Raw genomic sequence first — 13,793 nt, 5'->3', positions numbered from 1 at the left:
GCCGTGCTACCGTGTACACGATTCCGCTTTCCGGAACCGATGAACGATCTTACGAAATGGGAATCCCGATGCCTAGAACAGCGAATCGCGCGAAGACCGCGTCGATCAAGGACGTCGCGGCATTGTCCGGCGTCTCCGTGCCGACGGTCTCCCGCTACCTCAACGACCGCGACCGCGTCAGCGAGGAGAAGCGACAGCGCATCGCCAAGGCGATCGAACTGCTCGACTACCGTCCGAACCCCATCGCCCGCGCGCTGGTCAGGGAGCGCACGCGTCTAATCTCCGTGCTGACAACCGACACCACGCTGTACGGACAGTCGGAGATGCTGCACGGCATCGAACTGCGCGCCCGCGAGGACGAATACCAGCTGAACATCAACATGATCACCGGGGAGTCGCGCGACGACATCCGCCGCAGCGTGCGACGCGCGCTGGACCAGAACCCGGTCGGCGCGATCCTGCTCAACTACGACGCGGCCAGCGCCGAGGCGTCCGCGTTCTTCCCTTCGGACATGCCGGTGGTGCTCGTCGCCGGCGACCGCAATCCGGACGTCGCGCAGGTCTCGTTGCAGGAGAACGACGGTGGCCGCGACGTGACCCGTCATCTGCTCTCGCTCGGGCACCGTACCGTCGTCCACGTGGCGATCCCCGGCGGTTCGGGCGGCTACAGCCGACTGTCCGGTTGGCGGCAGGCGCTGGCGGAGGCGGGCGTGTTCGCGCCGGAGCCGGTGATGGCGACGTGGGACCCGTACAGCGGGCGTGAGATTGGGCGCGAACTAGGGTCACGCCGCGACGTGACCGCGATCTTCGCAGGCAACGACGAGGTCGCGATGGGCGTCATCCGCGGGCTCGGCGACGTGGGCCGCCATGTGCCGGACGATGTGAGCGTCGTCGGATTCGACGACCATCCGCTCGCGCGGGTGTGGGATCCGGCGCTGACGACCGTGCGTCAGGACTTCCGCCGGGCCGGCAGCGCCGCGTTCGACATGCTGGCCGCTCAGATCGACGATGTGGTGGCCGGGCGCGGGCGCACCGATAATTGGACGCGCTACACGGAGCTACCCGGCGAGCTCGTCGTGCGCGAATCGACGTCGCGGCCGCATCCGCAGGAGCGGCGGGCGACGAGCGACGCGGCGACGAGCTGAAGGTCGGGCGCGCGGTCGGGTTCGACGGCCGCATGGAAGATGCGTTCGGCGATGGCATGGGCGTCCTGGCGGACGACGGTGAGCGGCGGCCAGCTGAACGCGGAGTCCACGGTGCCGTCGAACGAGATGAGGGCGACGTCTTCGGGGACGCGCACGCCCCGCTCGTGCAGCGCCCGCAACGCGCCGATCGCCTCCAGATCGGAATCGGCGAACACGGCGTCCGGGCACCTGCCGGAATCCAGGAGTGCGAGCATCGCCTTATAGCCGCCCTGACGGGTGAATCCCGCGTCGACGACAGGACCGGCGGCGACGCCGGCCTGGTCGTGCACGCGCCGCCACCCTTGGATGCGCGGATCGTCGAGCCCGTCGCCGGCTTTGCCGGACAGCATGGCGATCGAGGTGTGCCCATGGGCGAGCAGGTGTCTCACCGCCGATTCCACCGCCGACTGGAAATCGGTGGACACGCATTTCGCGCCGGGCACCGGCTTCGTCTGGTCGAGGATGACGAACGGGCATTCCCGGCGCGGAATCGACGCCAGTTCGGATGAGGGCCGTGCCGAGGCGACGATGACAGCGTACACCTCACGGGCGATGAGCCGGGCGATGCGGTCCCGCTCCTTGTCCGGGTCCTGATGCGACGCCATGAACATCGCCGAATATCCACTGCGGGAGGCGATGGCTTCCAGTTCGCCGTACACGTCGGAGAAGAACGGATTGGACAGATCGGGCACGACGACACCCAGCGTGCGCGACGAGCCGGTGCTCAGCGCCCGCGCCACCGAATTCGGGCGGTAGTCGAGCTTCTCGGCCGCGGCACGGACCCGTTGCGCGGTCTCCGGGGCGACCGGGCGCGGGCCGTTGTTGAACACGTAGCTGACCACCGCCGTCGAGACGCCGGCGAGGCGCGCGACGTCGGCGCGGGTGGCCCTGCGGCGACGACCTCGTTCCGCCGCCGCTTCACCCCGCCGCTCGGTTCCGGACATTGGGCCTCCCCTCGTTCGCGATGTTTCCACCCGACGTCTCACCTTGCCGCACGTCATCGACGTGCGATCGCCGGGGCGTACGTTCCAGTGTTGGTCTGCGTCGAATCCATGTCGATTCTACGCCAGTAAACCACAGCATCTCTCCCGTTGCGATTTGCAACACGCCGCGTATTCCGCGATGATTTGCGCCATTTGTCTACGCGCGTAGAATCGGTGGTGCGATTCGATGTGGGAATCGTTGGCGCGGTTCGATGTGGGAGCCACGGCGCCAACCAGTCAACGAGGAAAGTCAACGAGGAAAAGGGAATCATGAGCATCACGAAACGCATACTGCGATCGGCCTTCGGGGCGACCGCGGCGCTTGCCACGCTGTTCATCGGTGGCGTCACGACGGCGAGCGCCCAGGCGCAGGACAATCCGAAGCCGGCGCAGACCATCACCGCCGACTATGCGACCGAGACCGGCGACTTCCACGGCGGCGCCTCCGGCATGCTGTACGGCCTGGGCGACGACGGTTCGCCGACCGACGCGATCCTCGACGGCGCGCGTGTCCAGGTGACCTCGCAGAAGCCCGCCGACGGTCTGCAGCACCCCAGCGCCGACGTACTCGCCGTGGAGAACTCGTTCTTCGCCAACGGCGGCGAACAGCTCGTCGTCAACCTGCAGGACTGGTACCCGGACTGGTCGTACAACGGCGGCAAGCGCCCCGGCGACACCCGCACCTACAAGCTCGACGTCGACCCGAACGACGCCTCCTACGGCACCTACGCCGACGGCCAGGCGAACGGCCGCTGGGACTTCGACGAAGTGCTCGAAGTGGTGATGAACAAGATCCTCGCCAACACCTCCCACCCGGACGACATCGTCTTCATGCCGTTCAACGAGCCGGATGGCGGTAACTGGTACTGGTCCAACGACGATGCGAACGCCGCGATCTACAAGCAGTTCCTCACCGACTGGAACGATGCCTACGCGACCATCCAGAAGGTCTGGAACCAGTACAAGAGCGGTGAGAAGGCCAACGTCAACGGCGTCAAGCCGACCGCCGACCACGCGCTGATCGCCGGCCCCGGCGACAGCGTGTGGCGCGCGAACCGCACCAAGGCGCTGCTCGAAAGCGCCAAGGCGGCGAACACCCTGCCGGACGTGACCGTCTGGCATGAGCTCGGCAACGGATCGCTGAAAAGCTACCGCAGCCACTATGAGCAGTACCGCGGATTCGAGCAGGAGCTCGGCATCTCCCCGCGCGCCATCAACATCTCCGAGTTCGGCGAGCTGCGCGACATGTCCGTGCCGGGCCAGCTCGTGCAGTGGATGAGCATGTTCGAGGGCACGAAGGTGCAGGCGCAGACCGCCTACTGGAACTACGCGGGCAACCTCAACGACAACATGGCCCGCGCCAACAGCGCCAACGGCGGCTGGTGGATGTACAAGTGGTACGGCGACCTGCGCGGCACGCAGACCGTGAAGGTGACCAGCGAGCACCCGGACAGCGTCGACAACCTGCAGGGCATCGCCGCGATCGACAAGACGAACCGCAAGGCCACCGTGCTGTACGGCGGCGCGAACGACAGCACCAAGATCGGCGCGGACGTGCCGGTGACCGTGCACCTGACCGGACTCGACCCGGACGTGTTCGGCGACCATGTGGACGTCGCCGTGCGCGAGAACGCCTACACGGGCCCCGACGGCGTGGCCGCCACGCCGCGCGTCGTCAACGCGATCTCCAACGCCGAGGTCAAGGACGGCACCCTCGACGTGACCACCGTCAGCGTCGACCGCTACGCCTCCTACCAGCTCGTCGTCACCCCCCACCAGGACACCACCGTCGCCGTGGACGACGCGGCGAACGGCCGCTCGCTGCAGACGATCGAGGCCGAGGACACCGAGCTGACCGACGGCGCCCGGTCCTACACGAAGAGCGACAACACCGGCTCCTGGGGCAACTTCATGTTCTCCGGCAACGCCGACGTCGGCAACTTCAAGAACGGCGCCAAGATGACCTGGAAGGTGGACGTGCCGGCGGACGGCGACTACCGTCTCCAGCTCATCACCGCGCCCGCCGGCTTCCCCGGCGTCAACCACGTGAGCGTCGACGGCAAGGCCGCCGGCGACCTGGAGATCCCCGCGGAGCTGGCGCTCAAGGACGCCGCCAAGTGGAAGTACCGCGGCAGCGCCGAGATCGTGCTCGACGGCCTCACCAAGGGCGAGCATTCCATCACCGTCGAAGCGACCGACCTCGACAACGAGTCCGACAAGCTGCTGCTCTACCAGGTCTCCAAGGGCGGCGACTCCCCCGTCGATCAGGTGACCTACCCGGCGTCCGACATCCGCCTGTCTGACGGCGCCAAGCTCTCCTACGCGGGCGACGGCACGAACGGCTTCGCCGATCTCAACGGCGGCACCGCCGACGTGTTCGCCCACGCCTGGCAGGCCGGCTACCACGAGGTGACCGTCTCCTACCACGCCGCCAAGGGCGCGACGATTGCGCTGGCTGTGAACGGCCAGCAGGCCGCTACCCTGACCGCCGGCGTCGACGGACTCCAGACCTCCCGCGTGAAGGTCGCCCTGTCCGAAGGCATCAACCGCATCACGCTGGGAGGCGCGGCCGGCACGCTGGTCCAGAGCGTCACGACGGCACGCGCCGCCGACTCCGATGAGAAGGCCATCACGGTCGAAGCCGAGAACACCAAGCTCTCTGGCGGCGCGAAGGTCGCCAAGGACGATTCCTCCGACGCGAGCGGCAAGGCGTTCGTGACCGGCCTGGGCAACCAGTTCGTCACCAACGAAAGCGGCAAGGCCGGCTACGGCGACCAGACGCGTGTCGAGGCCACCGCGGACCACGTGCCCACCGTCATCCAGAACAACAAGGGCACGATGACCGTGTCCGGCGTGCCGGCAGGTACCTACACCATGGTCGTGAGCTTCTCCAACGACGCGTTCATCGGCAGCCACTCCTACAACCCGCAGATCGTCGACCTCGGCCTGCAGGTGCGCCAGGGCGGCGCCGACGGCCAGGAGATCGCACGCGGCGCGTTCCGCTACACGTACACCGACAAGCACTTCATGAACCGTTCGGTGAACGTGACCACGGCCGGAGGCGACCTGACCCTCGGCAACTGGGATGAGGTCGGCTCCCGCAAGGCCGCGGTCTCGTGGGGCGTCGCGCCGAACGTGGACAAAATCACCTTCTACCCGCTGGTCGCCGGCGAGGTCGAGAACACCGAGCCGGAGCCTCAGCCGGGCGTGACGCTGGAGTCGATCGACGCGAAGGCCGCGAGCGACCACATCGCCCTCGGCGGCGAGCTCAAGCTCACCGTCACCGCCCACTACAGCGACAAATCGTCCAAGGTCCTGGACGCCGGCGCCTACCAGGTCAGCGGGTTCGACGCGAACAAGACCGGACAGCAGACCGTCACCGTCACCTACACCGAAGACGACAAGACCGTCACCACCCAAGTCACCGTCACCGTCGACAAGAACGGAGACAACGGCAACGGCGACAACAACAACGGGGCTGGCGACACGAACGGCAACGGCGACGCGAACGGCAACGGGTCCAACGCGAACGGCTCCGGCGACGCCGGGAACAAGCCGCAGACCGGCACGAGCGACAGCACCGGCAAGACCGGCCTGAGCACCACCGGCGCCGGCGTGGCCGCGATCATCGCCGCGACGGTGATGCTGACGGCCGCCGGCATCACCCTCACCTTCACGCGCCGCAAGCGCGCGTGACGCCCCGCCCCTAAGGCGAATCGACATCGGCCCCCTCTGAACGGGACGGTACCGTAAAGCAAACGCCAGAGGTGTCTGCTTTACGGTACCGTGCGAACCGACAGGCGAGCTGATATGAGGTCAGCCGTAGGCTATCCGTGATTGCGGTCGCGCGGTTCCTGGCCCCCTCTGACGAGGGGGCTGTCCGCGTAGCGGACTGGGGGAGAGATACCCGAAATGCAGTCACCGCCGCGAACGCCCCGCCCCATCCAACACCACTCCATCCAACACCCGCGTTCCAACGCTCATATCGGTGGTATCATCACCGATATGAGCGAATCCCAGAACACCGGGTCACGGAAGACCCCCGCCACCGCCGCCCCGAACGGCTCCGACACGACTGCCACCGTCCCGGACGTCAACCATTACGCCTACCGCATCCGCTGGGACGGTAAGTCCGAACGGTTCGTCGCCTCATGCGCCGAACTGCCGGACGTGACGTTCGAAAGCGCTTCGCAGCTGGAGGCGTTCGTCGGTATCCGCAACGCCGCGGAGGCCGAGGTCACGCGACTGGTGAAGGCGGGCGAGGAGGCGCCGGAACCACTGTCGGAACGCCGCTTCTCCGGGCGCATCCTCGTGCGCATCCCCCCGGAGCTGCACCGTTCCTTGAGCATCGAGGCCGCCGAACAGCACATCAGCCTCAACCGCCTCATCTCCAACCGTCTCGCCGGCTGACGGCCTACCGCCGCTTCTGCTTGCGGCCCTTCAGGTAGATGTCGGCGACGATCCAGCATCCGAGCACGAACGCCACCACGTACCCCAGGAATCCGACGATCGGGATGCCGAAGATGATCGGCTTCATGCCCGCGTAGTACACGATCGACGATCCGATGAACAGGCCGACCACGATCAGCGCCATCGTGAGCCTGTTCACCATGTCGCTCAGCAGCTGGAACGGCTCCTGCGAGCCGACGAGCTCGATGTTGGTGCGCAGTTGCCCGCGGGTGAGCATGCGGGCGGCCACGTTGAGCTCGCTCATCGCGCCGAGCGCGCTGTGCAGCGCCTCATGTCCCTCCACTCCCAGGGATTTCAGCTCGTCCGTGACCATCTGCTTGGGGCTTTTCGACGTGGCGATGTGCTTGGAGATGATCTCGATCATGTTCACGTTGGGGATGAACTCGTCGAGCAGGCCCTCCAGCGTGACGAGCGCACGCCCCACGGTGGTGACGGTGCTCGGCACCTCGATGCCGTGCCGGGTGGCGAGGTTGGTGAGCGCCGTGATGAACGCGGCGATGTCCAGATCGGCGAGGTCGACGGTGCCGTATTCCTTGACGATCGTATCGAGGTCGGCGAGCAGCGACGGATAGTCGGCCGGATCCGCTTCGGCGCCGGCGAAGCGCAGGAGCCCGTCGGCGAGCTGCGGCGAATCCTGTTTGGCGACGGCGAAGATCATCTCCTTCATCACGGCTCGCGTCTTCGCGTCGAGCCGGCCGGTCATGCCGAGGTCGATGAGCACGATCTGCCCGCCTCGGATGATGATGTTGCCCGGGTGCGGGTCGGCGTGGAAGAATCCGTCGTCAAGGATCTGCGTGGCGTAGTTGTCGACGAGCTTGGTGCCGATGTCGTTGAGGTCGTAGCCGGCGGCGATGAGCTTGCCCGGATGGGAGACGGAGATGCCTTCCACGTATTCCATGACGACCACGTGCTCGGTGCACAGGTCCGGGTAGGGCGTCGGGCAGTCCATGTATTTGAAGGGCGCGGCGAACCGTTTGAACTCGGCGAGGTTGCGCGCCTCCACAAGGAAGTCGGTCTCGGACTGGAACGTATCCCACAGCTCCTCGACCACGCCCTTCAGGTCGACGATCTGCGTGTTGCGAAACACCTTGGTGGCGCCTTTGGCGATGGAGCGCATGATGGACACGTCCTGCGCCATGGTCTCCCGCACGCCGGGGCGCTGCACCTTGACGGCCACGTCCTCGCCGGTGACGAGCGTGGCGCGATGCACCTGGGCGAGCGAGGCGGAGCCGAGCGGCTTGGAGTCGATATGCGAGAAGATCTCATCCACGGGCCTGCCGTATTCGGCGGCGAGCGTGTCGAGCACGGTCTCGTAGGGCATGGGGTCGGCGTCGGCGCGCAGTTTGGCGAGCTCGTCGCAGAAGCTCTGCGGCAGCATCTCGGAACGCATCGAGAGGATCTGGCCGACCTTGACGAACGTGGGTCCGAGCGCCTCGAACATGAGGCGCATCTTGACGGGCGTGAGGCCTTTGAGCGCGTCGAAATGGTTGACGATGCGCACGATCTGCGCGAGTCGCTTGGCCTTGCCCCGGCGCGTGAGATGGTAGCGCGCGGCGAAGTCGTCGCGGCGCGGACCGAACAGTCCGATGGTCTCGTTCTGGGCGGTGTCCCACACCGGCACGGGCACGGGGATGTCCGGGGAGATATGCGACGCGGCGGACTGCCGCTCGGACCGTTCCGCGGACGGCGCCGTCTCGGACGACTTCGCGGCCTCGGACGACTGTGCCGTCTCGGACGACTGTGCCGTCTCGGACGACCGCGACGGCGAGGCCCCCGCCTGTTCGCCGTTCGTCTCTGTTGTCGACGTGGGCTTCGTATTCGTCACGATACGTCTCCTTGATCGGGCTTGAACCGCGGCGACCGTCGGCGGAATCCCCCACACGGACGAGGGTTCATCCGCCGACGGTCGTCAGCGCAATCGGATGGGAAGCTTCGGCGGTCAGGCCTCGTCGGCCTTCTCGTCCGCCGGCTCCTCCGGCGTTTCGGCCGGATCGGCGGCGTCCGCGGCCTTGGCGGCGCGCTTCTCGTCGTCCTTGGCGGCGTTGTTGACGAGCGACTCGCCCACCTTGCGCTTGAGCTCGGTGTTGAGGCTCTTGCCCTGTTCGACGGTCAGCTCGCCCTTCTTGACGAGGTCGTCGACCAGCTCGCTGCCCTTCTCGTATCCGGTGGCAAGGGCGCCGATGCCCGCCAGCACGACCTTGCGCAGGCCGTCACCCAAATCGAAGTCTGCCATGATATCCCTCCTTCGTGAAGGTCGCGCACGGCTCGCTGCCATGCGCACGTACGCTCTAAGCCTACTACCGCGGTCGCGCCGCGGCCACCTTGCGTGCCTGCTCGGCGATCTCGTCAATGCGCTCAAGCTCCCTGCGCTGTTCCTCGGTCTGGTCGGCGGTGCCGAATTCGCCGTAGCGGCGTTCGGCGGCCACGCGGATCAGATAGTCTGCGATGGCGGGGTTCTTCGGCAGGAGCGAGCCGTGCATGTACGTGCCGATCACGTTGTTCATGCGCGCGCCTTCCGTATGGTCCTCGCCGTTGTTGCCGCGGCCCTCCAGGTCGACATGGCCGAGAGGCGCGACCCCGGCCCGCAGGAACGTCTGCCCGGAATGGTTCTCGTAGCCGATGATGTCGCCGAATTCGTCGGAGTGCTCGACGAGGTTGCCGATCATGCGCACGTCGCGGCCGACGGTGTGCGCCTGGATCACGCCGATGCCGTCGAGGCGCGTGCCGTCCACGGTCTCGAAGTATTCGCCGAACAGCTGGTACATGCCGCAGATCATCAGCATGGGCACGCCGTCGGTGGCGAGCGCGCGCAGCAGGTCGGCACGGCGGAAGAAGTCGTCGATGATCTTCTTCTGGCCGGTGTCCTGCCCGCCGCCGCCGAGGATCATGTCCACGTGTTCGGGCCACTCGTCGCCCTGGTTGTACGCGGTGACGCGCGGCTCGTAGCCGTAGAGCGCGAGCCGGCGCGTGATGGTGAGCACATTGCCGGAGTCGCCGTAGATGTTCATGTCCTTCGGGTAGAGGGACATCACGTCGATTACCTTGCCCATGTCTTGTTCCTCGTTTCCCTTCGTCCTATTCGCCTACGCCGGCGTCCGCCACGTCGGCGATGCGGCCGAGCGCGGCGCGTACCTTGAGCATCGCGGTGTACGTGCAGTAGATGTGTTTCGGCGTGCCCGGGTTCGCATGCACGAACAGGTTCAACGCGGATTCGATGTCGGTGTCGGTCTGCGCGACCGGCACCTGGTCGTAAGCGAGGCGCAGGGCCATGTCCCAGGCGCGCACGCCGGACACCTGCGCGACGCCGGTCCCGCGCAGGGAGGTGAAGTCCACGTCCCACAGCCAGCTCATGTCGCGGCCGTCCGCGTATTCGTCGTTGATGACGATCATCGTATCCGCGCCTTCGGGCGGGAAGCTCGCCAGGGAGAGCCGGAAGCCCATCGGGTTCTTGACGAGCAGCAGTTCGACCGGGCTGCCCGCCGCCTCGATGACCTCGCCGCGCCCGAACGCGGGCGTGACGCGCGCCACGGCCCGGATGAGCGAGTCGGTGTCCGAGTCGGCGAAATGCCTGAGCCGCTCGCGGAACGCCTCGCCTCCGGCGGGGGCGGCCGCGGTCCGCGCCCGTGGTGCGTCGGCGACGACCGTGCGCACGACGGCGAGCGCGGCGGCCGCGTTGTACAGGTTGTACACGCCTTCGAGTTTCACGTCGGTCGTGTGTTCGCCGCCGTCCAGTCGGAACGTGGCCCGATGGTCGCCGAATGCGGTGAACGTCACGTCCGCCGGCAGTTCGACCGCCTCGGCATCGTCTTTCCGATCCTGTCGGCCGGCGGCGGCCGTGCCGGAGGCCGCATCTTCCTCCACGCTCACGGTGGTGGCCATGTCGTCGTCGGAGGGGAAGAGCTTCTTCAATTCGTCGGACAGGCCGAAGTAGCGCACCTGCGTGCCGGCGGGCGTCAGGGCCGCGAGCGCGGCGATGCGCGGATCCTCGCGGTTGAGCACGACGGTGCCGGTGGTGGTCTTGGCGACCTCGCCGAGCAGTCGCGCCGTGTTGTCGATCTCGCCGAAGCGGTCGAGCTGGTCGCGCATCACGTTGAGCAGGAGCGCGTAACGGGGTTTGACCTGCTTGACGAAGTGCACGGCGTATGCCTCGTCGAGTTCCAGCACGGCGATGTCGGCGTCGAGCCGGCCGCCCAGCGTGACCTGCTGGAGCAGCGCGGAGACGACGCCGCGTGTGAAGTTCGAGCCGGTCGGATTGGTGAACACCTTGAGCCCGAGGTCGGAGAGCATCGAGGCGACCATGCGCGTGGTCGTGGTCTTGCCGTTCGTGCCGGAGACGAGCACGACGCCGAGCGGGAGCCGTCCGAGCGTGCGCGCGAGGAAGCCCGGGTCGATGGTCTCGATGACCTTGCCGGGGAACGCGGATCCGCCGTGGTGCAGCAAGCGGGACGCCCAGCGTACGCCTTTGCCGATGGCGGGTGTGGCGAACGAATTCCATGCCATGTGTCTCATACCCCCTGTCCGCCGGAGTTGTAGTCCTGCGGCATGTCCTTGAATTTCGATGTGGCGCCGAGGAACGCCAGGTGGAAGGTCTCGGTCGGCCCGTTGCGGTGCTTCGCCATGATGATGTCGGCCTCGCCCGGACGGTCCTCCTTGTCGTAGAAGTCCGGTCGGTGCACGAGGAACACCACGTCGGCGTCCTGCTCGATCGAGCCGGATTCACGCAGGTCGGAGAGCTGCGGCTTCTTGTCGTTGCGCATCTCAGGGCCTCGGTTCAGCTGGGAGAGCGCCACGACCGGCACCTCCAGCTCCTTGGCGAGGAGTTTCAGCGCGCGGGAGAATTCGGAGACCTCCTGCTGGCGGCTTTCGACCTGTTTGCCGGAGGTCATGAGCTGCAGGTAGTCGATGACGACGAGCTTCAGGTCGTTGGTCTGTTTGAGACGGCGGCATTTCGCGCGAATCTCCATGAGGCTCATGTTCGGCGAATCGTCGATGAACAGCGGGGCGTCGTCGAGCTTCGACCAGAAGCCGTTCAGCGTGTTCCAGCGTTCCGGCGTGATCTCGTCGGCGCGGCGCAGGGCTCCGAGCGGGATGTTCGTCTCGGCGGAGATGATGCGCTGGGCGAGCTCCACCTTGCTCATCTCGAGGCTGAACACGATGGTGGTCATGTGGTGGTGGAGGGCGGCGGCGCGGGCGAAGTCGATGCCGAGCGTCGACTTGCCCATGGCCGGGCGGCCGGCGACGACGACCATCTGGCCGGGCTGGAGGCCCTGCGTGAGGTCGTCGATGTCGCGGAATCCGGTGGGCACGCCCTTGTTGACGAGTCCCTGCTGGAGCTTGTCGAGCTGGTCGAGCGCGTCGTGCACGACAGGGCCGATCGCGGCGTAGTCTTGGCGCACCTTGCCGACGCTCATCTCGTATACTTCGGCCTGCGCGAGGTTGACGACGTCCTCCGCCTGCGAGCCTTCGGCGGAGTAGCCGAGCTGCGCGATCTTGGTGCCGGCGGCGATCACGTTCCTGAGGATCGCGCGCTGGTGCACGATCTCCGCATAGTACGTGGCGTTCGCCGCGGTGGGCACGGAGGCGACGAGCGAATGGAGGTAGTCGGCGCCGCCCACCTTCTCCAGGTCGCCGCTTTTGAGCAGCTCGTTCGCCACGAGCACCGCGTCGACGGGCTGCGAGGCGGAGAACAGGTTGATGATCGCCTCGTAGATGGTCTGATGCTTCGGCTGGTAGAAGTCGGTGACCTCGATCATCTGCGAGACCTCGCCGATGGCGTCCTTGCTCATGAGCATGCCGCCGAGCACGGCCATCTCCGCGTCGTCGTCATGCGGGGGCACGCGGTCGAACAGGGCGTCCCTCACCGGCGTGCCGGTCGCGCCAGGCACGTACCCGCCGCGACCGTTCCCGCGGCCCGTGCGCGTGCGGCCGCCACGGTCGCCGCCACGGTAGGGGCGGTCCGCGGGCGCGTCGTCGCCGTACGGGCGATCTGCGGGCGCACCGTCCGCAGGCTCGTCGAAGCCGCCGTCCGCGCCGCCGAAGTCCTCTTCGGGAGGCGTGAAACCGGCGTCGCCGTCGTCATGCGGTTCGTCGTTCCAAGGTTCCTCAGCCATAGGCCACAGTATAGATTCCCGTATCGAGTGCGGTACATATCCACCGCTTTCACGGCGCGCTGGGATTGCGGCCGGCGCTTGCCGCCAATGCCATCGCCGATGCCCGCCACCGGCACCCATCGCCTCACCGGCACCCATCGCCGATACGCGATTCGCAGGGTTTTCCCAGCGAATCGCATCGGCTTTCCCGGGCTTCCACATCGTCGCTTGGAGGTTCACGCGGTTACATATGAATCACCGGCGAACGACAGACCGCCACGACGGAACAGACCATCGGGCGGACGAAAGCGAACCGGTGAGGCCGTACCCCTTCTTCCCGGCCCCATAACCATAACTGAAAATCCTCTTTCTTCTTCCTCTCTCTCCTTCTCGAAAGGGTCCGGCGGACGCATCCGCCGGACCCTTTCGTTCGTTCCTGGCCCGTTTGCCGCCGCTACGCCTCGCGGCGGCCGGCGAGGGCCCGGCCGAGCGTAATCTCGTCGGCGTATTCGAGGTCGGAGCCGACGGGCAGGCCGCTGGCGAGACGCGTCACCTTGATGCCGAGCGGCGAGAGCAGCCGGCTCAGATACGTGGTGGTCGCCTCGCCCTCGATGTTCGGGTCGAGCGCGAGGATGACCTCCTTGACCGTGTCGTCCTTCAACCGTTCCAGCAGTTTCGCGATGTTCAAGTCGCCAGGCCCCACGTTCGCCATCGGGTTGATGGCGCCGCCGAGCACGTGGTAGAGGCCGCGGTACTCGCGCGTGCGTTCGATGCTCATCACGTCCTTCGGCTCCTCGACCACGCAGATGACGGTGTGGTCACGGCGCGGATCGGCGCACACCGGGCAGGGGCTCGACTCGCATACGTTGCCGCACACATCGCAGAACCGCACCTTCGCCTTCACCTCGGTGATCGCGTCGGCCAGGTCGGCGGCCTCCTGCTCGTCGGCGCTGAGCAGGTGGAACGCGATGCGCTGCGCGCCTTTCGGCCCGATGCCGGGCAGCTTGTTGAACGCGTCGATGAGACGCTGGATCGCGCCGTCATACGCCAATGCCATGTGGTCGTCT

The 13,793-nt window shown here is 66.9% G+C and carries 10 protein-coding genes; 3 read left to right on the top strand and 7 right to left on the bottom strand.

The window, feature by feature from the left end:
- Positions 1 to 68: 68 nt before the first annotated feature.
- Positions 69 to 1,145: a LacI family DNA-binding transcriptional regulator gene (locus tag AC1AYP_RS07220; protein ID WP_476547275.1), complete on the top strand. Its 1,077-nt coding sequence runs from the start codon at positions 69 to 71 to the stop codon at positions 1,143 to 1,145.
- On the opposite strand, the gene AC1AYP_RS07215 is transcribed toward AC1AYP_RS07220, so the two are convergent.
- Positions 1,049 to 2,128 (bottom strand): LacI family DNA-binding transcriptional regulator, encoded by a 1,080-nt coding sequence (locus AC1AYP_RS07215; RefSeq protein ID WP_476547273.1) that lies wholly within the window; start codon positions 2,126 to 2,128, stop codon positions 1,049 to 1,051. The genes AC1AYP_RS07220 and AC1AYP_RS07215 overlap by 97 nt on opposite strands.
- Positions 2,129 to 2,437: 309 nt before the next feature.
- Here AC1AYP_RS07215 and AC1AYP_RS07210 point away from each other — a divergent pair, with 309 nt between their 5' ends.
- Both AC1AYP_RS07210 and AC1AYP_RS07205 read left to right on the top strand, forming a co-directional pair.
- Entirely contained in the window at positions 2,438 to 5,863 is a 3,426-nt protein-coding gene (locus AC1AYP_RS07210; protein WP_476547271.1) for a bacterial Ig-like domain-containing protein, read from the top strand.
- A gap of 309 nt (positions 5,864 to 6,172) precedes the next feature.
- Positions 6,173 to 6,577, top strand: coding sequence for a type II toxin-antitoxin system HicB family antitoxin (locus tag AC1AYP_RS07205; protein ID WP_476532701.1), 405 nt, complete (start codon positions 6,173 to 6,175; stop codon positions 6,575 to 6,577).
- Between the two features lie 4 nt (positions 6,578 to 6,581).
- Here the strand turns inward: AC1AYP_RS07205 and AC1AYP_RS07200 are convergent, their stop codons facing one another.
- The 6 genes from AC1AYP_RS07200 to recR form a co-directional block, all read right to left on the bottom strand.
- The gene (locus tag AC1AYP_RS07200) at positions 6,582 to 8,282 is read right to left on the bottom strand and encodes an ABC1 kinase family protein (RefSeq protein ID WP_476547301.1); all 1,701 of its coding nucleotides are present in this window, start codon (positions 8,280 to 8,282) and stop codon (positions 6,582 to 6,584) included.
- Positions 8,283 to 8,576: 294 nt separating this feature from the next.
- Positions 8,577 to 8,870: a phasin family protein gene (locus AC1AYP_RS07195; protein WP_476502658.1), complete on the bottom strand. Its 294-nt coding sequence runs from the start codon at positions 8,868 to 8,870 to the stop codon at positions 8,577 to 8,579.
- Between the two features lie 64 nt (positions 8,871 to 8,934).
- A complete protein-coding gene (locus tag AC1AYP_RS07190) occupies positions 8,935 to 9,687 on the bottom strand; it encodes a type 1 glutamine amidotransferase (RefSeq protein ID WP_476547270.1) in 753 nt (250 codons plus the stop codon).
- A gap of 25 nt (positions 9,688 to 9,712) precedes the next feature.
- Positions 9,713 to 11,137 carry a MurT ligase domain-containing protein gene (locus tag AC1AYP_RS07185; RefSeq protein ID WP_476547268.1) on the bottom strand — a complete coding sequence of 475 codons (1,425 nt, stop codon included), beginning with the start codon at positions 11,135 to 11,137 and terminating at the stop codon, positions 9,713 to 9,715.
- Between the two features lie 5 nt (positions 11,138 to 11,142).
- Positions 11,143 to 12,747, bottom strand: a complete 1,605-nt coding sequence (dnaB, locus tag AC1AYP_RS07180) for a replicative DNA helicase (RefSeq protein WP_476502661.1) — start codon at positions 12,745 to 12,747, stop codon at positions 11,143 to 11,145.
- 433 nt (positions 12,748 to 13,180) lie between these two features.
- Positions 13,181 to 13,783 (bottom strand): recombination mediator RecR, encoded by a 603-nt coding sequence (recR, locus tag AC1AYP_RS07175; protein WP_476532703.1) that lies wholly within the window; start codon positions 13,781 to 13,783, stop codon positions 13,181 to 13,183.
- Positions 13,784 to 13,793: the final 10 nt, after the last annotated feature.

The organism is Bifidobacterium sp. LH_424 (assembly GCF_056356895.1).
This window is presented reverse-complemented; position numbering and strand designations above follow the sequence as displayed.